Source organism: Micromonospora sp. GCM10011541 (assembly GCF_042650725.1).
Lineage (GTDB): Bacteria > Actinomycetota > Actinomycetes > Mycobacteriales > Micromonosporaceae > Micromonospora > Micromonospora sicca.
On the sequence record NZ_JBHSBP010000081.1, the window covers coordinates 1 to 20,347 of the forward strand.

Genomic DNA, 20,347 nt, shown 5'->3' on the forward strand with positions numbered 1-20,347 from the left:
ACCCACAAGCTCAAGGACCTTCATAACCAGACACACGCCGACGAACTCAAGCGATGTCGTACTGAAACCCGCAGGTCCACCGCACCTGAAGAACCCTGCAACGAATCCGGCACCCGCCGAGGGTCAGCCGGAGTGCGGTCCGCGGACGTGCCTCCACCCCGACGCCGCCGCCGACGTCATCGCGGCACAAGCGCGGGAGGTGACGTGATTGGCCAGCCTCTCGGACCACGCATCGGATCGCTCTGCACCGGCTACGGCGGGCTCGACATGGCCGTGGAGCTGGTGCTCGGCGGCCACCTCACCTGGTACGCCGAGGTCGACCGGCACGCCCGCGCCGTCCTCGAGCACCGATGGCCCGGCGTGCCGAACCTCGGCGACATCCGCGCTGTCGACTGGACCCGCGTCGAACCCGTCGACGTCCTCACCGCAGGGTTCCCCTGTCAGGACATCTCCAACGCGGGCAAGCGGGCCGGGATTGGCGGGCGGCACTCCAGCGTGTGGAACGCCGTCGCCGACGCCGTTCGCCATCTTCGACCGCCGTACGTCTTCGTGGAGAACGTCGCCGCACTCCTGCGGCGCGGACTCGACGTCGTCGAAGCCGACCTGGCCGCGCTCGGGTACGACACGAGCTGGACGTGCCTACGCGCATCCGACATCGGCGCCGCCCACCGCCGTGACCGGCTGTTCCTGCTCGCCACCACCAGAGGCGGGGGAGAAGGTGCGGACACTGCCGACGCCCTGCGCCCGTGACGGCAAAGGACCCGGACACCAGTACGGGCTACCCGACGTCGTCGAACCCCACGGCACCCGCCACGACCTGTTGCCGACCCCACGCGCCAGCGACACCGGCACTCCCGGCCGCCGCGCAGGGGCCGGCTTCCGGCCACCGCTGTCACAGGTGCTCCTGTCCACTCCTCGAGCGACGGACGGGCAGAAAGGCTGCCCGGGCCAACGGGGCTCCCACGGGGACCTCACCCTGCCGTCCGCGGCCGTGCGATGCGCGGCGCCTGCCCTACCGACGCCCCGGGCCTCCGACGCGCGAGGCCCCGGCCGCCACGGCGACGGCGGCCCCGACCTACGCACCACCGTCGCCCAGCTCACCAGCAGCAGCCTGGGAACACACGATCAGGCGACCTGGGGGATCTACGCACCGGCGATCGCACGCTGGGAGCTTCTCATCGGCCGGCCGGTTCCCGCGCCCACCCAACCCGGCCAGCACGGCAAACCCGTGCTCGCGCCGCCGTTCGTGGAATGGCTCATGGGCTTACCCGCCCACTGGGTCACCGACCCCACGCTCGATCTTCCCCGTACCGGCGCGTTGCGCGTCCTCGGCAACGGTGTCGTCCCCGCCCAAGCGGCGACCGCCCTGCGTCTCCTTCTCTGCCGCCACCGCTGACAGCCACACCACGCGGACCTCTTCGAGGGCGGCCCTCTTGCGGCCGCCCGCGAAGAGCGCCTCAGCCCTCACCGCGTCACCCAACGCTCATGGGAGCCCTCGATGCCTTCGAATCCTTCGCGATCCCGGCGCCGCCTACCGCCGTCCGCACCTCCACCTGCCCGTGCAGGCGATCAGTCCGACGATCAAGGCCCGCGCCTCTACACCCCGGCGGAGGCCGCGGCACTGCTGCGCGTCCCGGAATCCTGGCTACGCCGCCGCGCCGGCCGCCGCCAGATCCCCCGCACCTTCCTCGGCAAGCACCTGCGCTTCTCCGCCGCCGACCTCGACGCCATCATTGCCGCCGCCGCCGAGCCCGCCACCGCACGGCGACGGGCCAGGCGGACAGCCCACCCTCCGCCGCCGACTTGACCCCGCCCCGAAGTCACGCGCCAATCACCGCCGCACCCGAACCGAACCGATCGGAGTAACCCATGGCCTGGGTGGAAAAGCGCGGCACCAAGTTCCGCGTCCGCCTCCGCATGCCCGACGGCACCGTCACCACCGACTCCACCCACGAACGCCGCGCCGACGCCACCATCCGCGCCAAGGAAATCGACGTGGAAGTCGCCCGCGACACCTTCATCGACCCGCGAGGCGGACGCATCCCCCTCAGCGACTGGGTACCAACCTGGGAGCAGACCCACCAGGCGTCACCCGCCACCTGGGCCGCCTACCGTAGCCACCTACGACTGCACATCCTGCCCACCCTCGGCCCGATGCCCCTGGTCGACATCCGCCGCCAACACATCAAGACCCTCGCCGTCGCCCTCGGCAAACGCCTGGCACCCCGATCCGTCACCGACGTCATCGTGGTCCTGTCGATGATCCTGCAAGAGGCGGTCGAAGACCGCCGGATGCCCTACAACCCCTGCCGAGGAATCCGCATCCCCAAAGGCATCCGCGCCGAACGACCCCACGCCACCGCCGAACAGGTCGCCGCCATCGTCGCCCGCCAAGCCCGACCCTCCGACGGACTGATGATCCTCACCGCCGCCTACACCGGCATGCGATGGGGCGAACTCGCCGGCCTGCACCGAGACAACCTCGACCTCAACCTCGGCAGCATCTACGTCCACCCCGACGTCGGCGCCCTCCACGAAGTCGAAGGCAAGCTCTACCTCGGCCCACCCAAAACCAACGACTCCGTCCGCCACATCCGCCTACCCCGCTTCCTCACCAACCTCCTCGCCACCCACCTCGCCGACCACCCCCACGACACCGTCTTCCCCGGCGCCCGCGGCTACCACCAACGCCGCTCCAACTTCAACCGCCGCGCCTGGACCCCCGCCGTCGCAGGCGACCCCAAACAAGGGGTTCCGCCGATCCTGCCGGGGATGCACTTCCACGACCTCCGCCACACGCACAAGACCTGGCTCATCGAGGACGGCATCCCCGAGATCGCCCAGGCCCGCCGCCTCGGACACCGCCTCGCCGGCGTAAGAGGCATCTACAGCCACGTCACCGAACCCATGATCACCAACCTGGTTGATGCGCTACAGCGCCGCTGGGAAGCCACCCACCCCAACGGCCCCGACACGACCGTCCGCTGGCTGCGCCCGGTTGCCTGATAGACCAGCGCGGTTGAGGGGCCGAGCCAGCAGACGCGCCTTCATCCCCCGCCTGTCGCACGGCTGTTGATGCCGGCCCCCTTGCCAAATCGGCCTGTGATGCACGTCGAGACGGTCAGTCGGCGCTGCCTCACCTGCTCGAACTGCCCGCCCAGGCAAACGCCAGCGGGGCACCACTGCCACCTGCCACAGCCCTACCGGCGCTGGAGCCTACTTCGCACCACGCCGTGCGGCTTCCGGTCCGCCGCGGCAGCAATGCCGTCCGGGGAGCGAACCTCCAACTCGGCGTGCCAATCGGCGGCGCGCACCGCAGTGGCCAGTTCCAGCTTGAGGAGGTGATGCTCCAAAGACTCATTCGGTCAGGCGCAGTCGGCGGGGCGTCCGGGGTCATGGGCGAAGTACCGCAGCCTGCGGGCGGAAACCTTGGCATGCACGCCATGCCGCAGTCCGGACAGCGCAACGCGACCCGTGGCCGGGTCCTGTGCAACGCGGCCCAGGCCAAGCCGCAGCCGAGGTCGGGCAGGGTGGCGCCGACGCGGCCGGCCTCGGGGTGGATCGCTGCGAATGCCCTGTCATCGCCCGCGCCCGGCCCTGCTATGGGCAGCCCAGTCGGTGTTGGTGACCCCGTGGATCTGACCCACCGCACACCCTTCACCGATCATCGCGGGGAAACACGTACGCGTCGAGGAGGCCAGAGTGGTACGACGTCACCGCTGCTCATGCTTGCCGGTAACCGAAACCCCAAGCTCGTGCCGCAGTCGGGGCGTTACGTGGCGTCCGCCCTGCTCATCGTCGAAAGCTTCGGCGGCCGTCACGCGGCGTCATGCTCAGGAAGGGGCGGAACCAGGCCTCGGGCCGGTAGTCGCCTATTCCCATATACCGGTTTTGCTCGGTTTCCGGGTCTTCGATGCCATCCGAGCGCACATCGAATAGGTGCAGAATGTCGTCGTCCTGCAGAAGCACCTCGGAGGCCATGTCCCAGTCGTAGTCGTCGGCGTGCTCGGGCAGCCGCGCGAGCAGGTCGTCCGATGGGCCCCACTCGTCGGCGAGTGCCGCCTGAGCGGTCTGCAGCATCAGGTGGAAGGCCATCTCCTCGCCCGGGCAGGTGGGCCGTTTGCCGGCCTCGAGATCCTCGGTCAGGTCGTCGAACGCACGAGCGGCCTGCCTGCGCCACACCGCATCCTGCCGCCAGGTGATGCGCGGGTAGTCGCCGAGGACGCTCCACTCGGCTTCGTTCGTAATCGGCTCATCGCCGTGCAGTTGTACGTCGTCGTAGGCGTGATCGGCGAGGATTTGCGCGACTGTCCAGAGCGCCGCTGCGGTCCGTGGTGTCAGCTGGAAGCCGGAGCAGGCCTCACAGTCATCCCTGCCGCAGTGGCACAGCGGGAAGAGCTTGGCGAAGTCCGGCTCCGTGGCGAGTTTGAAGCCGTCGTTGTCGACCTCGACGGCGGTCTGGCGCGCGCTGACGAACTCCACGCCCGGCCTATCGGCAATGATGCTGGCGGCGTCGGCGATCCGATCGACGGCAGCGATGGGGTCGCCCTGGATGTCCCGTCGGACCTCAGCGCGGACGTCGGCGAGGCTCTGGCCCGGCTCGACGGACAGCTCACTGGCATCGACTTCGTCTAGGACCGCCTTTTCGAGGGCTGCCTCGTCCGTGACCTCGACGATCACCTCGGCGCTCACCCTGACCCGGCGGGGGTGCTGGCCCATATGACGGAGGATAGCCCGCACCATCCAGCCGTCTCTATCGCATTGGGGCCACGGTGCCGGGTGCCGCCCACCGAGCGCCTCGCGTAGTCGGGGGTGGCTGGCATGATGCGCGCGTGCGCATCACCAGGATCTCGGCCACCAACTTCCTTGGCCTCGCTGCAGCAGAGGTATGCACCGACAGGCCGCTGACCATCGTCACGGGCGCGAACGGTAGCGGTAAATCGACTCTCCTGCAGGCCCTCAACCTGATGGTTGACGCCGTCCACGCCAGCGTCACGGGGACGCGGCCTCTTGACAGCGAGTGGACGACGGCTGGGCACAACGGTGGGGAGTCGTTCGAGGTCCGTGTGGGCGTCAAGTTCGACGCCTCCGACGAGCGCGTGTTGATCGATTCCTACTACCGGGCTGCGACACTTCACCTCCTACATCCTGAGGCCACCGACGTGATGGCGCTCGCCGCGGCGGTCGACGCGAAGCTCACGCCTAGCTCAGCGTCGCCGATGATGGCCGGCGACCTTGTGGTCATATTCGACAAGCAGCAGCGGGGGCCGTGGACGGTTGGATGGGAGTTTGAACTGCCGCATGGGCCGGTGCACGTCCAGCTCCTCGGCAACGAAGTTGGTCGCCTGCTGGACGGTCCTGTCATCGCTGGCCCCAGCAAGTCGCCCTACGTGGGCGAGTTGTGTCCCTCAACCAACGACATCGTCGAGAAGGTCAACGACGGCAAGGTGCCGGTCGAGCTGTGGAACTACGTGCAAGGCAGACGCGTCGAGTTTGTCGCCGAGCAGGTGAATGCGACTGTGCAGCCGGCGAGCGTTGCCGCTGTCTTGGCGGAGGCTGACTATCAGTCTCAGCCGCAAGGCCGGGTGCCCTTCGCGCACCTACTGGAGCGCCTGTTGGCGCGTCGCCTCCAGGTCACGAACAACCACCGCGCACCGATACGTACGTGCTTCAAGGCAGGGGAACTGGCGGATGTGCCCAGCTTGCGGGACGGCTCGCTGCTGGCTTTAGAGCTGCACCGGTTGAAGAACGGATCAGCGGGCGACCGCCGCCGGTTCGCCAGAGTACGGGAGTCCTTTAAGCAGCTGACCGGGGAGCAGGTCGATTGCACTGAACAGGTGGTACCGGATGTGGAGGGATACGCGGAGGTGATGCTCGTCCCGACCATCCAGATCCAGGTCGGCGGCGAAGCTCACGATGTTCCGCTGCACCGCGCTGGGGCGGGCGCAGCCGAGGCTCTCCTGCTTGCCACGCTGCTAGCGGACGAACGCCGGTGCGTGTTCCTCGACGAACCAGCTGTACACCTGTCGCCGACCGCGCAACGACGACTGTTGGCGATGCTCCGTGCCCGCCGAAGCGGTCCTGGCCAGGCACTCTGCGTGACCCACAACCCTGATCTCGTGCCGTCGCAGACGGCGGACGAACTGGGCAGCATTGTTCGTATGTCCAAGAGCGGGGACCGCGCCGTGAACTCGATTGCCGCGGATACACCGGCAGACATCGCCGCCGTGATACGGCTGCTCGCCTCGGCTGAAGTCCGTAGCCTGCTCTTCGCGGCCGGGGTGGTGCTGTTCGAGGGGCCCACTGACCTCGCCGCTATCGGGCGCTGGCTTGACGGGTCCGTGGTGGATGACAAAGGGCCGCTACCTACGCCAGATGAGCGGAACGTCGCATTCTTGTCCGTTGACGGGCAGAAGGGGTATGGGGCTTTCGCGTCGCTGGCTCAGCGGCTTGGGGTGCCATGGGTGATCGTCGCTGACGGCCCCGCAATGCGCCCTGGCAGCGATATGGCAAAGCAGTTAGCGAAGCTGAGTAGGGTGGTGCCGCAGTCCGGAGAAAAGTTGGCTGATGTTCGAGCGGAGTGGGCCGCCGAAGGTGTCTACTCCCTTGCTGACGACTTCGGCGACGACGGGTCGAAGGGCGGTGAACTCGAGGTGTTCCTGGGCCGCCTGGACGCACACATGCTCACCAAAGTGCGGCGAGATGTTGGCACGCAGAAGGGAACGAGGGTAGGCGCTGCCTTTGCTGACGCTGTACCAGCGCCGCCAGAGGTAGCGGCATTGTGGGCCGATTTGCTTCGCGCTTTGGGGCTGCCTCGGACATGAGGCGGCCAACTGTGGGCGGGGCGATGATGTGTCGCAGCTGAGTCATGGGACGCTCGGCCGGTAGGCGGCTGAGCCTGAACTAGCCGGCGTGTCGGCGCGAGGTCGGTCATTTGCGTCCGGCCTGGTAAAACGAACGGGCCGGCCAAGGCAACCTTTCGGCATGTCCGCAGGCGCCGCCCTTGGAACGCTGGCGTGCTCTGCGGCTCGCAGTCCTGCACCTACGCCGACGGCCCTGGCGCTGGCCTGGGAGCACGTTGGGAGCACGTTGGGAGCACCAGACGGCGATGAACAGCCCCGTGGTGAGCCTAAATCCTTCACTTTGTGCAGGTCACGGGCCTGCTCTTCGTTGCTTTTCTTTGCTGACCTCTTTGGGAAGACCGAAGTGGTCAGCGCATGGCGAATGCCTCGTCTTCGTCGCCACCGGCGCGGCCGTAGCGCTCGAAGACCCGCGGAAGCTGTTACGACTTGAGGGTTGCCCGAGCTACGCCTCTAGTTCGCGCTGAATTTGGGTCGCCTCGGTTGACCCCTGCGCCGCCAGGTTGTCAACGAGCTGCCGGAGGATCAGGCGCTGAGCCTCCAGGTTCTCGTGCTGTTCTAGGACGGCGACACGCAACCAGGCAGCGATGTATCGACTGTCGCGCAGGATCCGGGCCGCGTCGTCGCCGAGTATTCGCATGATCAGCTGCACCCCGGCGGGAGTGAAAGTCAGCCCCATGGAGCCCAGACATAGGATGAGTCGGTCGCAGAGGCTGGGGCGCGGGGCGTACGCGTCCATCCACCGCCCCAGGCCGCGCAACCACTTCCGGCCTGGCCAGAGCGCCACATCCGGCCGCTTGGGCAGCAGCGCCTTGTCGAGGTCTGCCTCGTCGCGCCGGTAAGACCTGTCGTCACCTGGTCTTGGGACGTGCCGGGCTCCGGGGAGAAGACGGTCGAGGATCGTGGGCCAGACGGTGAACAGCCGCTGGGCCTGCTCCGGCGAGACGGCTTGTTCTGCAAGGGCGGCCACCAGACCGGTCAGCTGCTCCGGCACAGTGATAAACCCGTCCAGGTATCGATCAAGTAATGCGTCGTCGCCTGCCAAGACGTTGCCCGCGACCCAGGCGTCCATCTCACGACGCCAGGCGCTGGAGCCGTGGTAACGGTGGCGGGTGAGGTTCCCCCGATTTCCCGGAGGGTTGGTTACCTGGCGCCGGTGGGCTCAGGCTGAACGATAGTGGGCTCGTTCTGTCGGGCCTGGTGGGTGTGCCAGGCGGCTTCGTACTCGTCTGGGGAGCGCCAGCCGAGGTCTTTCTGGATGCGGCGGGTGTTGTACCAGCCGTCGATGTAGCCGAAGATCGCGTTCTCGGCCTCGTTGCGGGTCCGCCACGAGGTGCGGTAGACCAGTTCGATTTTCAGGGTGGACCAGAAGTTCTCCATCAGGGCGTTATCGAACGAGTCACCGACCGACCCCATCGAGGGCAGGATGCCGTTGTCGGCCAAGCGTTGCGCGAAGCGAAACGACGTGTAGTTCGATCCCCTGTCCGAGTGGTGGATCAGTTGGCCGTCGCGAACGTCACGCGACCAGATGCCGTATTCCAGAGCGCCGAGGATCAGGTCCGTGTCGCAGCGGTCGGAGCAGCGCCAGCCCACGATGCGGTTGGAGAACACATCCCGCACCGCGGCGAGCCAGAACACGCCCTCGCCGCAGGGAATCCGGGTGGCATCGGCGACCCACAGCCGGTTCGGCGCCGCAGCCGTGAACTGCCGATTGACCAGATCCGGAGCCGGTGTCGCCTTCGGATTCGACCTGGTCGACGGGATGCGCCACTTCTTGCGCAGGAACGCCCCTTGCAGGCCGGCGGTGCGCATCAACCGCTCCACCCGCTTGCGACCGACGTGGCGGCCCTGCCGACGCAGCATGGCGTGCACTCGCGGACTGCCGTAGGTGCCGCCCGAGACATCATGGATCTCCGCGATCTCCACGCCCAGTTCCGCATCCTCGCGGCGCCGTGGTGACGGGTTCGCGGCCTGGGCGAGCCAGCCGTAGTAGGTCGACACGGCCACGTTGAGGACCCGGAGGATGGGCTCGACCCCGAAGCGGTCTTTCAGCTCGTCGACGAGCGTCACGACCGTCGCCGGGTCGGGTCGAGTTCCGAGGCGAAAAAAGCCGAGGCGGCCTTCGGGATCTCGTTGGCCCGCTTCAGCTCGGCGTTCTCCCGCCGCAGCCGGCGCAACTCCTCCACCTCCGAGGTGGTCGGCCGGTCGTCACGTTGGCCCCGGTCGGCTTCGTCCTGGCGGATCCAGTTGCGCAACGCCTCGTGATGCACCCCAAGCTGGCGAGCCAGCTGGCGGATCACGGGCTTCGGGTCCGACTCCCGATACAAACGCACCGCACGTTCACGCAGCTCATCGGGGTACTTCTTCGGTGCTGCCACGGATGACTCCCTTCAGCTCCATCAGAGCATGATCGAAAGCCTCCGAGCTACCGGGGGAACCTTAGTCTGTAGTCGTTCCCTGTTGTCCTCCCGGATCCGCCGCCGTGGCGGTCACGGCGTCATCGACCATCCGCCGGTAGACGATGTCGGACAGGCGTCGTTTCAGAGCGCGCATGGCTTGCATCGATGTCTTGCCGGAGGCTTTCTTCCGGTCGAAGGAGGCGCGTCCTTCGGTGGGGTTGCGTAGCTGAACGGTGGCCATGATGTGCAGCACCCGGTTGATTTGCCGGTTCCCGGCGCGGGAGAGCCGGTGTCGTACCTGCTCGCCGGATGACGCGTCGATGGGGGCGGTGCCGTTCCAGGACGCGAAGTGGGCCCGGTTCGGGAACCGGGTGTGGTCACCGACCTCGACCAACAGCCGGGCGGCGCCGCAGGGTCCGATGCCGTGTAGGCCATCAGGCTGGTGCCGGTGGAGGCGACCAGGTCCTTCAGTTCCTTGTCTGCCTCCTTGGAGCGCCGGTAGACCCGCTCAAGGTCGCTGATCAGCTCCGCCGCGACCCGACGGCGGGCCTTGCCGACGACGTCACGGGGTCTGACCGTGGCCAGCAGTGCCTTGGCCTGGGCAGCGGACAGACTCTTCTTCGCCCCACCCGGGATCAGCTCAAGGAGCAGTTGATGCAGCTGGGACACCATCCGGGTGTGGTCCTCGCCGAGGGAGCGGCGACGGTCGACCAGAATCCGCAGCAGGGCCGGCTGCTCATCGTTGACCAGCGGGCGCAGCCCGGTCATGCGGGTGCCGACCAGCGCGATGGAGTGGGCGTCGGTGGCATCGGTCTTGCGGCCCTGGCCGGTGGCGAACACCCGCGCCCTGGCGGACAGCTTCGGTGGGACGTCGACGACCTGCTCGCCGTCGGCGAGCAGCCGGTTGGCGATGTGCCGGCCGATGCCCTGGCAGCCCTCGATCGCCCAGACCCGGTTCGGCTACTGGCTGGCGTACTTCCTCATCGCCGTGTAGCCGTCGCGGTCGGTGTCGAACCGGCCGCCGCCGACGATGGTCTCGTCGCCGGCCATGACCTCGATCGTGGCAGAGCGCTTGTGCGGGTCCATCCCGATGACCACACGTCCTGACGTGCCACTCAACGCGTCCTCCGATGCTCGTTCCACCTGGGTTGTCGAGCCGGGAGGGCAACGCTACTTCGAGCCGAGCAAACCCCTCTTGAGCCTCTCCCCGCCCTGGGGCGACGCCCGGGCCGCGCAGGCCAGATGAGAGCCACACGACCAGCGTGGGCAGCCGAAATGAGAGCGACAGCCCGGGCGCCTCGACCGAAGCCTGGCCGGGCCACGGTCGCAGGTCAATGAAACAAGTAGCCGAGATGAGTGCGCCGAAGTCGGCTGCCGACGCGCAGCAGATGACATCGATCACGAGCAGCCGCAGGGATAGCGTCTACACCGCGATAAGCGACCATGGCATCTCAGCCGAACGTGATGCGCTCGGCATCGTCGGATATCCACGAGCTCGGTTCCGCAGCCCAGCCGTGGTCGTCTGCCGCACCGCCCTTCTGCTCTTGGGAGAATGGCTCGATCCAACCGCACTGAAAGCCGATCATTACGGGTGTCCCTTGCATCACCCGTGGGTGAATCACCGCAGAGTTCGACCCTCTGGGCTCGGACACCTCAGCCACGAGGGCGTCCTGGGGGCCGAACGGCTCGGCGGCCTCGAACTGCTCCACGTTGATCGTTGTCCTGTTCCGGCTGGAGGACTGGTGCTGGCTCCGCTGCGGTATGGCGTGTTCCGATACCTGGCTGCTGGCCGGATGGTCAATATGCTGGGCAACGCTGTCGCTCCCATCGCGCTCGCCTTCGCCGTACTCGATCTGACCGGCTCGGTGCGGGACCTGGGCCTGGTTGTCGGCGTGAGATCGCTGATGACCGTGCTGTTCGTGCTCTTCGGCGGGGTGATGGCCGACCGGATTCCGCGCTGGCTGGTGCTTGTCGGCTCCAATGTGCTGGGCGCGCTGACCCAGGCGGCGGTGGCCGCCCTGGTGCTTACCGGAACGGCGACGATCCCGCTGTTGCTGACGCTCGGTGCGGCCAACGGTATCGTGAGCGCCCTGTCCCAGCCAGCCTCGGCCGCCGCGACGCCGCAGACCGTGCCGCCGGAGCTGATCCAGCAGGCCAACGCGCTCATCCGGCTCGGCATAAACGCGGGCATGATCGGCGGTGCCGCGCTCGGCGGCCTCCTCGTAGCCGCCGTCGGGCCCGGCTGGGGCCTCGCCGTTGACGCGCTCACCTTCGCTATGGCGGCTATGGCGTTCACCGGAGTCCGGGTCGCTGCCCCGCCGGCGAAGAGCACCCGCACGAGCATCATCGCCGACCTCCGGGTGGGCTGGACCGAGTTCACCGCGCGGACCTGGGTCTGGGTGGTGGTACTTGGCTTCATGATCCTCAACGCGGCCCTCGCCGGCGGCGTGAACGTGCTCGGCCCGGCCGTCGCTGACGAGACGATCGGCCGTAGCGCCTGGGGCGTGGTGTTGGCCGCAGAAACCGCCGGCATGGTCATCGGCGGGTTGATCGCCCTGCGGATCCGGGTTCGCCGGCTGCTGCTGCTCGGGGTGGCCTGCATGTTCGCCGAGTCGTTCCTGCTGTTGGGGCTGGCCCTGGCGCCCACCATCGTCGTGCTGTTGCCGGCCGGAGTGGCGGTCGGCCTCGCCGTCGAACAGTTCGCGGTGGCCTGGGACACATCGATCGCGCAGCACATCCCGGCCGACCGACTGGCCCGCGTCTACTCCTACGACATGTTGGGATCCTGGGTCGCCATCCCACTCGGCCAGATCGCGGTCGGACCGGTCGCTGCGGCGATCGGCACCCGCGACACGCTGCTGATCCTCGCCACGCTGGTGGTGCTCGCCGTCCTCGGCATGCTGACCAGCCGAGACGTCCGTCGGCTGCGGGCGGTAGCCCTCGCCCGCGCTGCCGACGAAGCGCAGGCCGAGCCAGCCGACGGTGGACCGAGTAGCAGCCCTACCACGAAGCCCACCGAACCGGCCGCCCGCGCCTGACTACGCTCGAGGCCGGCCGCACCGTCAGTTCGAAGAACAGGATCATCGGGCTGCCATGTACCGCGCCTCACTCTTCTGCCGCAATCCGTGCCTTGCGCATGTACCGCACGGGTTACTGGGCGTAACCGAGCGGTCGGCTGCTGCGCGGGGGGACGCTCCCGACGTGCTGCACCATCGGCGGTCGCGCTGCTCGGGCTGGTCGCGTCGGGGACGGTCACCCGGCGAACTCGAGGCGCCTAACGATAAAGTCGTCCACGATTCGTTGATCCTCGGGCGAGAACGCCGCCCGCGGCACCGGAATTTGGCTCATGCCGTACTTCAGCAGCCAGGTGTGGCGTCGCCGCCGAATCCGGGTGATGCCGGACCAGTCGATCTGTGTCCGGCTGCTCGCGGTCTGGATGTCGACGCCCGACGTGCTCACCTCGTACCGGAACGGCTCAACGAAGAGGCTGCGCTGCAGCAACCAACTCAGTACCGGAAGGAGTTCGGTCACGGCGAACGCGGCACACAACATCAGCACGAGGTAGAGCAGCCGACCGTTGAACCCCGTCAGTGTCGCGAGCAGCGTGGCCAACAGCACAGCCAGTGCCGCGAGGGCGAGCAGGAGCGTCCGCATGACCCGTTGCCAGCGGCCCTGTGCATCTTGGCTCATCCGCCGCAGCAGGCCGTACGTCATCTGCACTTCCCCGGTCACGTGCACGTGCCGCAGTATGGCACGGCATCGCCGCAAGCCGCCGTCGCCCAAGCGTGGCAGCGATGGCCGCCCAAGCGTCGGGAACCTGCCGAGTGAACACCATGGTCCACCACGTCAGACAGCTATCCGACATGTGGGTTGCACCCGCGGAGCAGACAGCCTTCCTGCCCCTACTACGGCGACTCAATGACCGGATCTGCCGCGGACCGTGCGCTGTGGAGCGTCACGATCGCTTGAGCCAGGCGCCGTCCGGTCGTGCCGAGAACAGTGCGCACATGCCAGTGCCGCCCGATCCAGCAAGCTCACGCCAGCTCACCAGCGCGCCTCATCGCGATGCCGACATCAACCGCCGAAGAGTCTTTCGCCAAGACGTCAACATCCTCGATTCGCTCCCATCGAACCAGTTGGTTGCTCGGACCGATCTCGGGGCTGTCTCGCCAACGGTGTTTCCGGCGATCTTGGTTAGTAGGTTTCAGCGGCTGGGAAGCGGTCGCTGAAGGTGATGGCGAAGGCGTTCAACGCGGGTTTCCAGCGCGTCGTCCATCGGGTTCTGCCTGCGCCGGTGGGGTCCAACGATCGGGTCACCAGGTATAGACACTTCAACGCGGCCTGCTCGTTGGGGAAGTGGCCGCGGGCCTTCACCGCCCGCCGATAGCGGGCGTTCAAGGATTCGATCGCGTTCGTGGAGCAGATGACCTTGCGGATCTCGAGGTCGTAGTCGAGGAACGGGATGAACTCCGCCCAGGCGTTGTCCCACAGGCGGATCACCGCCGGGTACCGCCCGCCCCACTTGTCGGCCAGGTCGTCGAACGCGACCCGGGCCGCCGCCGCGTTGACGGCGGTGTAGATCGGCTTGATGTCGCGTTTCAACTCGTCCCAGTACTTGCGGGAGGTGAGCCGGAACGTGTTGCGGATCAGATGGATGATGCACGTCTGCACCACGGTCTGGGGCCACACGTTCGTGACGACCTCCGGCAGCCCTTTGAGGCCGTCGCAGACGAGGAAGAACACATCCTTCACACCCCGGTTCCGCAGGTCGGTGAGCACGCTCATCCAGAACTTCGCGCCCTCACCACCGGTGCCGGCCCACAGCCCGAGAATGTCCTTGTCCCCGTCGAGGGTCACCCCGATCGCGGCGTAGAACGGCCGGTTCGCGACCTGCCCGTCACGCACCTTGACCACGATCGCGTCGATGAACACCGCCGCGTAAATCTCATCCAGGGGCCGGTGCGACCAGTCAGTCATCTCCTCGATCACCTTGTCGGTGATCCGCGAGATCGTCTCCTTACTGACCGACGCGCCATCTCGCCCGTGGTCAACCCTTTGGCATACAGCGACAACACCACCTCGTCGACGCCTGAGAGACGCCGTTGCCGCTTGCGCACGATCTGCGGGGCGAACGTGCCCGCCCGATCCCGAGGCACGTCGATCTGCACCGGCCCCGACGCGTCAGTCAGCACCGTCTTCGACCGGCTGCCATTGCGGACGTTGCCCGAGCCGGCGCCGTCGGGTTCGTGTTTGGCATAGCCGAGGTGCTCGGTCATCTCCTCGTTCAACGCGGTCTCCAGGACCGTCTTGGTCAACTGCTTCAGCAGCCCGTCCGGGCCCGTCAGCGACAGGCCCTGTTCCTTCGCCGCCCGCACCAGCTCCGCGGCGGCTTTCGCCTCCGCCGACGGCTCGGGCCGCTTCTTACGTCCGGTCTGATCGTCCAGTGTCGCGGTCATCACGGCACCCTCCTCACCAGGCACAACGCCCGGCAGGTCAAGCCGGAAACACCGTTAGATCCACAGACCCCCGATCTCGAACAGGAGACACTGACGTGATCTCAACAAGAATCCGGTAGGTATCGGTATTCGAAGTGGATGAGGTGGAGAGCAGCGCGGACGATGTCGCCGATCTGCCGTGGGCTGGCGGTGGTGTGGCGTAGGGTCCGCCATCGGCCGGTGAGGATCGCGAAGCCGCGTTCTCCGAGGCATCGCATGGATCGAAGGATCGCGTTGTGGGTGCGGTTGTCTGCGGCGAGGCGGCGGCCGTCGGCGGGCTGCTTGTACGGGGTGTGGATGCCCTGGCCGGCGCCTTCGTAGCCGGAGTCGGCCAGGGTCGGCAGATCCAGCGCCGAAGCGGCCCAGTAGAGGGCGACGGTGACGTCCAACTGTTGGGCGCAGGTCAGGTCGTGCAGGTGTCCGGGCATCGCCTGCGAGGTCCAGATCGGTAGCCCGTGCGGGCGCATGATCGCTTGGATGTTCGCACCGAAGTCGCGGTGTTTCCCGGAGTACCAAGCGTCGATCGTTTCGCCTTTCACGCTGGTGGTCGTCTCGGCCAGCCGGTCGGTGTCGAAGAGTTTCCCGTCGAGGATCACGTTCGACCAGCCGTCGGCGGCGACCCGTTGCAGGGCGTCGTGCAGGGTGGGTGTCTGCGCCGCCAGGACGCGTACGGCCTCGGCGACGTACCGGTAAGCGGTTGCCCTCGACACGCCGAAGCCGCTCCCGAGGGTGGTCTTGTCCTCGCCCTTGCGGAACCACACCAGCACCAGAAGCGCCTGGTAGAAGCACGTCAGCGCCCGGGATTTTGGGCGGGTTCCCACCGCCCGACGCTCAGCGCGAAGCAGACGCGCCACGTGTCGCACGAGTTCCCTGGGCACGTCAAGCCTGGCAGAATAGGTGATCACGTGGAGCCCTCTCGGAGACTGATTCCGTCGCAAGAACCTGTCTACCGATGGCTCCACGTCCTTATCCCACGCTGTCCGCTATGGACGCTATGCCCGTGTCATGCCGAACCGCGCCCGGATCCTTGCTGAGATCACCTCACTGCGGGTCGGCAGTGATGAACACGCCGTACTGGCTGTTGTCCTCCCCTCCGATCAGCCCGGCGAGGAGGACCTCCGACGCATGCAGGCCACGGGCCGCCAGCAAGTTGCGGAGATCAGCGAAATCGGAGTCCTCACGCAGCAATTCAGTGAGCTCGCTGACTTCCAGGCGGAGCTCTGCCTCAGTCTCATGCACCGGGCACCGTGATCAAAGCAGACACTCCCGAACAACGCCGGGGCCGTGGATCGACCCCGACACCATGCATCCACAATCCCACACCTGACTACGAGAATCACACATGCGGCCCCCCGAGTGACTCTTACCTCCCGCGCCTGAGGTCCGATTCGCGCCGCAGCGCTTCGGTGAGGTCACGCCACTGGCCAACCTCGGTCAAGACCCTCGATCACAACTCACGATGTTGCTGCGGGTAGTCATTGAACGCGGCTCAGACGTCTGCCGCTTCGTCCGCGGTCGGGCCTTGTTCGCCTCTGCTGAGGCGCTCGTAGCAGACCAGGGCGACGAGGAAGGCGGTGAGCAGGCCGAGCGCGGCCAGGGCGGGCAGGATCCGGGCGACGGGTAACAGCAGCACCGCCACGCCGAGGGCGACGAGCTGTGCTGGCGGGGTGGACCTGATGGTGAATCGGAGGAAGAGCACCCGGCCGGTGTGGTAGAGGATCGCCCCGCCGTACAGCGCGAGGGTGGAGGTCCAGTCCAGGGGCGTTCCGGCGACGTGCCGGGGCTGGTCGTGGGCCAGGTGCTCGAGGACCTGCTCGATGCCCAGCGCAAGGTAGATAACCCCGGCGATCAGCGCGAAGTGCGCCAGGCTGTACGCGTTGACGGCTACTTGGTTGCGCCGTTCGGTGGGTGCCCTGCCCAGTGCTTCGGCGGCAGCCAGCGCGGAACTTTTGAAGTAGCACCACCACAGGCACACCGTCGCGGTGAACGCGAGCAGCGCCGCCACCCGGACCGGCCAATGGGTCACCACCGCTCCGGCACCGGCTCCCACCGAGAACAGGGACTCGCCGAGCGCGATGATCAATACCAGGCCGTGCCGTTCGGTGAAGTGGCTGGGGCTGCGCAGTTGCCACCCGCTGACGGCGGAGGTCAAGAGGCCGCCGCCGAAGTTGATGACGATCGCCGCCGACCACAGCAGGGTCTGCGCGGTGCCGCCGAGCACCGCGCCGAGGATCAGCGGTATCCAGGCCAGAGCCGTCACGCTCCCGTAAAGCCTCAGTGTGGTGCGCAGCCGCCGGTCCCCCATCGCCGCGAAGAAGTAGAGGGTGAGGTGCAGTGCCGTGAGGACGATGTAGGCCAGAGCCAGGGTCAGCGGCGCGTCCACCGTTGCGGCGCCGCGTCGCCAGGCGTCGGGTATGACCAGGGCGGCCACGAAGATCGCGCCCATCGCCACGGTCGTGCCGGCACTGATCAGGCCGAGGTCGGCGCGGGCCTGGTTACCCAGCCAGGTGTAGGACGTCCAGGAGTTCCAGAGCAGCAGCAGCATGATGAGCCCCTGCGCCACGGTGAGTGGTGTCGGCGGATGCCCCATGAACGCGATGACCCGGGTCAGGGCGAAGATGAACACCAGGTCGAAGAAGATCTCGAACGAGGTCGCCCGGTGCGTCTCTTCGGTCAGCACCGGCCGGGACCGCAAGATAAGCCTCATAGGCACATCTTCTTCGCCCACCACACACAAGGTGCAGGATCGGCGATCCGTTCCGATGGGCTCAACACGAAGGATCGCCGCTATCTGCCCTCGCTATCTGATCTCGTTGCCTGGTCTCGCATGACGTCCCGGCTGCCGGCCGACTGCCGACCTGCATGCCTGCATCCGTGCCTACGAACCGTGCCTAGTTTGGCCTAGTGCCGGTGCCGGGTCTGCCTGGCCGCCGGCATGCCTGGTCCTGCAGGCACGCCTTGTCGCGCAGGCGACGAAGCCCACGTGCCTGCTGCCGGCCGGCCGCCGGCCTGTCTAGTCCCACCGGCCGTGCCGGGTCTCAGGACGTCCGTGACAGAGCAGTCTCATGACCTTCGTGACACGTCCGGCTAGAAGACTGTGCTGCAGGCTGACTCTGGCGCGGGCTTCGATGGCGGCTGGGCAGGCGCGGCGCTGGCCCACAGACCGGCACGAATCACGAATAAGGTGGGGACAGGCGGCGACCGGCCGGTGCTGGACGGGAGACGAGATGGCGGGACCCAGCGCCAGGTACGTGGAGCGGGCAGGGCAGCTCACCCGCGCAATCGATATCGGAGCCCGAGTGCTGGCCGACCGGCGGCAGGATCGCAGCATGGTGGATTTCGGTGAAGAGCTAAAGGAGCTGATGAAGCGCCCGCCGCAGACGGTCGCCAGCCTGCGGTACCTGGAGTCGGCGTTCCTCACCTACTGGAACGAGGCCACGGGGCGGCACGTCGATCAGTTTTGGGAGCTAGTCGCCGTCGAGAGCCTGCCCTTCACCCGCCGTAACGTGCTCGCCGACGTGCTGGCCCGCGGGCGTATCAACAACGGCGCCGAACACGAGGTCGTCGTCGACTCGCTAGTCGGCGCCGAGCAGGAAGGCACGATCACGGCCGAGCAGGCCGCCCGGCTCAGCGACATGGTCGGCCGTTACGAACGTTGCGGATCCCGAGGCTGAACTCTGCCGCGAAGGCAGCGAAGGGAGCTGCTGCGTCGGCGTGGAGTGTCACACAGGTCCTGGTACCGATCTGTCACGCACGTCCTGAGACCGGACATAGTCCCACCGGCCGGTTGGCGCAAACTTTCTGTACGGGATCAAGGCCGGCGGCTATCTCCTTCCTCCCGGTCTACTCATCGGCCGCGTCTGGGTCACGCAGGGGCCTCATACCGCCGGGCAGATCGGGCAGCCGGAAGGAGTAGCGACCCAGCATGTTGATGTGGTGCCGCACGAACGGCGAGAGACGGGCCACGTCCTCGTCACGGACGTCGAAGCCGTCCGCGCGCAGCTGGTTCACCGCGGCGTCCGTGTAGCGCGTCGTGAACAGCACGAGGGCGTTGAGGACCAGGCCGAGTGCGCCGATCTGGTCTTCCATGCCGTCCTGGTAGCGCTGGTAGAGCTGCCCGGCCCGGCCGTGGAAGATCTTCCGGGCCAACGCGTGGCGGCCTTCTTGGAGGTTGGCCTGGCTCTTGATCTGCCGCCGGTAGCCGGGCTCGTCGGCCAGGCGCAGGATGTGCAGGGTCTTCGCGATCCGCCCGTAGTGGGCGATCGCGTCGCCGAGCAGGGTGGGGCGGCCGTGGCGCCACGCTCCATGAGTCGGATAGGTCAACGCACTCTCAGACGCAAATCATGGCCGACCCTCCATCCGCCTGAACCGGTGCGCCACCCACACCGGGTGGCCGTCACAGCGACGCGTTGGCGGTCGCGCCGGTATCCGCATCTGCCGCGAAGCGCTCGTCACCGAAGGTGAGGTCGGGCGCCGGTCGCCGGCGTCCGGACGTGCCGATGAGCGGATGGTTCGTCGATACCGGCAGTGACAGGATCAACCTATGGCGGACAACTTGTATACTTCCGGGCCCTCCGCCTTTGACCAGCATCGGCGAGGTTCTACATGCGACATACGCGGCCGACCCTGTTAATCCTCATCGCCGCCACGGTCTTCCTGGTCCGCCTCGCAAGACCCTGACCGCCTGCCTCGACCCCCAGGGAACATAGTCGATGGGCTATCTTCCCTAGCTAGCCGCAATCCGCCGGCGGCGTCGGTTCGGGCCTGCTGCGCCATAACAGGACTCCCGGCCGTCGGTAGATGTCCCCGAAGGTCGTCCTTGGCTGGGCGTCGAGGCGCGGCCGATCGGCAGTACATAGATCGTCAAGCTGAGCATAGGAGCAAAAAGGGTGCACTTGAGGCAGACCATGATCCCCTCCATCGCGGTCGCGGTGGCCATGACAGTGGCGGGATGCGGAGGAGCCACCGAGTCCGGCGCGGCGAGCGCTCCGAGCCAAAGCGCCAGCGCGGTCCCATCGACCCCGCCGCCCTCGGCACCCGCAGGGAACAGGCTTGGCGATGCGATTCCCTTTGACAAGAACACCTCGACCATCACGTTCTACGGTTACAAGCACAACGCCACGCAATTCGGAAAGCCATCAGACAGTGCCTATGTCTATGGCGCGATCGACCTCAAATACTGCCTCAAAAAACTGCCCAAGGGATACTCCGCTGTCTCGATTGGCAACTCAAACTGGGTATTGAAATTCGGGGACGCTTCAATCAAGAGCACTGGCCACGCTGGCGGCAACGGCATGAAGCCCGAGTATCCCGACCGGAAGGAAATCAAGGTCGGGACCTGCGTTCGTGGTTGGCTTGAGTTCGAGGTACCCAAGGACGGAAAGCCGACTGCGGTGGAATATACGCCAGCAGGGGCTCCCGAACCAATCACTTGGACTCCGTGACCTTACCGTTCCAGCACCTGCGGCTGAGAGCCGGCCGAGGCACCCGGCCCGACACGGGCGCGAATCATCGACCTGACCCGGACGACCCCACCTTGAGATTGTTTACTTGGGGCAGGTGTGTTTGTGAACAGTTATTGCGGTTGGGGCAG

The 20,347-nt window shown here is 67.1% G+C and carries 19 protein-coding genes and 3 pseudogenes; 7 read left to right on the forward strand and 15 right to left on the reverse strand.

Annotation, left to right across the window (positions count from 1 at the left end):
* The first annotated feature begins 204 nt into the window (after positions 1–204).
* On the forward strand, positions 205–750 hold the full coding sequence (locus ACFOYX_RS29495) for a DNA cytosine methyltransferase (protein WP_322443730.1): 546 nt from the start codon (positions 205–207) through the stop codon (positions 748–750).
* 514 nt (positions 751–1,264) lie between these two features.
* On the opposite strand, the gene ACFOYX_RS29500 is transcribed toward ACFOYX_RS29495, so the two are convergent.
* The gene (locus tag ACFOYX_RS29500) at positions 1,265–1,468 is read right to left on the reverse strand and encodes a hypothetical protein (RefSeq protein ID WP_322443728.1); all 204 of its coding nucleotides are present in this window, start codon (positions 1,466–1,468) and stop codon (positions 1,265–1,267) included.
* 30 nt (positions 1,469–1,498) lie between these two features.
* Between ACFOYX_RS29500 and ACFOYX_RS29505 the strand changes: the two genes are divergently transcribed.
* Together ACFOYX_RS29505 and ACFOYX_RS29510 are read left to right on the forward strand one after the other, a co-directional pair.
* Positions 1,499–1,807, forward strand: a complete 309-nt coding sequence (locus tag ACFOYX_RS29505) for a helix-turn-helix domain-containing protein (RefSeq protein ID WP_322443727.1) — start codon at positions 1,499–1,501, stop codon at positions 1,805–1,807.
* 62 nt (positions 1,808–1,869) lie between these two features.
* Positions 1,870–3,006: a site-specific integrase gene (locus tag ACFOYX_RS29510; protein WP_322443726.1), complete on the forward strand. Its 1,137-nt coding sequence runs from the start codon at positions 1,870–1,872 to the stop codon at positions 3,004–3,006.
* A gap of 194 nt (positions 3,007–3,200) precedes the next feature.
* Here ACFOYX_RS29510 and ACFOYX_RS29515 read toward each other — a convergent pair whose 3' ends face one another.
* Together ACFOYX_RS29515 and ACFOYX_RS29520 are read right to left on the reverse strand one after the other, a co-directional pair.
* Positions 3,201–3,353, reverse strand: a complete 153-nt coding sequence (locus tag ACFOYX_RS29515; RefSeq protein ID WP_322475135.1) for a hypothetical protein — start codon at positions 3,351–3,353, stop codon at positions 3,201–3,203.
* 439 nt (positions 3,354–3,792) lie between these two features.
* The gene (locus ACFOYX_RS29520) at positions 3,793–4,719 is read right to left on the reverse strand and encodes a hypothetical protein (RefSeq protein WP_322443725.1); all 927 of its coding nucleotides are present in this window, start codon (positions 4,717–4,719) and stop codon (positions 3,793–3,795) included.
* Between the two features lie 113 nt (positions 4,720–4,832).
* Between ACFOYX_RS29520 and ACFOYX_RS29525 the strand changes: the two genes are divergently transcribed.
* Positions 4,833–6,824, forward strand: coding sequence for an AAA family ATPase (locus ACFOYX_RS29525; RefSeq protein WP_322443724.1), 1,992 nt, complete (start codon positions 4,833–4,835; stop codon positions 6,822–6,824).
* A gap of 481 nt (positions 6,825–7,305) precedes the next feature.
* On the opposite strand, the gene ACFOYX_RS29530 is transcribed toward ACFOYX_RS29525, so the two are convergent.
* The 5 genes and pseudogenes from ACFOYX_RS29530 to ACFOYX_RS29550 all read right to left on the reverse strand — a co-directional run.
* Entirely contained in the window at positions 7,306–7,932 is a 627-nt protein-coding gene (locus ACFOYX_RS29530) for a hypothetical protein (RefSeq protein ID WP_322443723.1), read from the reverse strand.
* Positions 7,933–8,003: 71 nt separating this feature from the next.
* On the reverse strand, positions 8,004–8,930 hold the full coding sequence (locus ACFOYX_RS29535; protein WP_322443722.1) for an IS3 family transposase: 927 nt from the start codon (positions 8,928–8,930) through the stop codon (positions 8,004–8,006).
* Positions 8,927–9,238, reverse strand: a complete 312-nt coding sequence (locus tag ACFOYX_RS29540) for a transposase (RefSeq protein ID WP_322443721.1) — start codon at positions 9,236–9,238, stop codon at positions 8,927–8,929. Before ACFOYX_RS29540 ends, ACFOYX_RS29535 begins: the two co-directional genes overlap by 4 nt.
* Before the next feature lie 61 nt (positions 9,239–9,299).
* Positions 9,300–9,653: a transposase gene (locus ACFOYX_RS29545; protein ID WP_322443720.1), complete on the reverse strand. Its 354-nt coding sequence runs from the start codon at positions 9,651–9,653 to the stop codon at positions 9,300–9,302.
* Between the two features lie 296 nt (positions 9,654–9,949).
* Positions 9,950–10,201: pseudogene (locus ACFOYX_RS29550) on the reverse strand (transposase); the annotation flags it as partial.
* Between the two features lie 410 nt (positions 10,202–10,611).
* On the opposite strand from ACFOYX_RS29550, the gene ACFOYX_RS29555 reads away from it, so the two are divergent.
* Positions 10,612–12,297: an MFS transporter gene (locus ACFOYX_RS29555; protein ID WP_322443718.1), complete on the forward strand. Its 1,686-nt coding sequence runs from the start codon at positions 10,612–10,614 to the stop codon at positions 12,295–12,297.
* Positions 12,298–12,511: 214 nt separating this feature from the next.
* Here ACFOYX_RS29555 and ACFOYX_RS29560 read toward each other — a convergent pair whose 3' ends face one another.
* The 5 genes and pseudogenes from ACFOYX_RS29560 to ACFOYX_RS29580 form a co-directional block, all read right to left on the reverse strand.
* Positions 12,512–12,973 (reverse strand): YcxB family protein, encoded by a 462-nt coding sequence (locus tag ACFOYX_RS29560; RefSeq protein WP_322443717.1) that lies wholly within the window; start codon positions 12,971–12,973, stop codon positions 12,512–12,514.
* A gap of 480 nt (positions 12,974–13,453) precedes the next feature.
* Positions 13,454–14,715, reverse strand: a pseudogene (locus ACFOYX_RS29565) (IS256 family transposase).
* A 101-nt stretch (positions 14,716–14,816) separates the two neighbouring features.
* The gene (locus ACFOYX_RS29570; protein ID WP_322443716.1) at positions 14,817–15,575 is read right to left on the reverse strand and encodes a transposase family protein; all 759 of its coding nucleotides are present in this window, start codon (positions 15,573–15,575) and stop codon (positions 14,817–14,819) included.
* 220 nt (positions 15,576–15,795) lie between these two features.
* Positions 15,796–15,993, reverse strand: coding sequence for a hypothetical protein (locus tag ACFOYX_RS29575; RefSeq protein WP_322443715.1), 198 nt, complete (start codon positions 15,991–15,993; stop codon positions 15,796–15,798).
* Between the two features lie 250 nt (positions 15,994–16,243).
* The gene (locus tag ACFOYX_RS29580; protein ID WP_322443714.1) at positions 16,244–17,461 is read right to left on the reverse strand and encodes a low temperature requirement protein A; all 1,218 of its coding nucleotides are present in this window, start codon (positions 17,459–17,461) and stop codon (positions 16,244–16,246) included.
* 592 nt (positions 17,462–18,053) lie between these two features.
* Between ACFOYX_RS29580 and ACFOYX_RS29585 the strand changes: the two genes are divergently transcribed.
* A complete protein-coding gene (locus ACFOYX_RS29585; protein ID WP_322443713.1) occupies positions 18,054–18,428 on the forward strand; it encodes a hypothetical protein in 375 nt (124 codons plus the stop codon).
* Positions 18,429–18,597: 169 nt separating this feature from the next.
* Here ACFOYX_RS29585 and ACFOYX_RS29590 read toward each other — a convergent pair.
* Together ACFOYX_RS29590 and ACFOYX_RS29595 are read right to left on the reverse strand one after the other, a co-directional pair.
* Positions 18,598–19,047 (reverse strand): annotated as a pseudogene (locus ACFOYX_RS29590) (Tn3 family transposase); the annotation flags it as partial.
* A gap of 103 nt (positions 19,048–19,150) precedes the next feature.
* Entirely contained in the window at positions 19,151–19,294 is a 144-nt protein-coding gene (locus ACFOYX_RS29595) for a hypothetical protein (RefSeq protein ID WP_322443712.1), read from the reverse strand.
* A gap of 367 nt (positions 19,295–19,661) precedes the next feature.
* Here ACFOYX_RS29595 and ACFOYX_RS29600 point away from each other — a divergent pair, with 367 nt between their 5' ends.
* Positions 19,662–20,198: a hypothetical protein gene (locus ACFOYX_RS29600; RefSeq protein ID WP_322443711.1), complete on the forward strand. Its 537-nt coding sequence runs from the start codon at positions 19,662–19,664 to the stop codon at positions 20,196–20,198.
* The last annotated feature ends 149 nt before the right edge of the window (positions 20,199–20,347 follow it).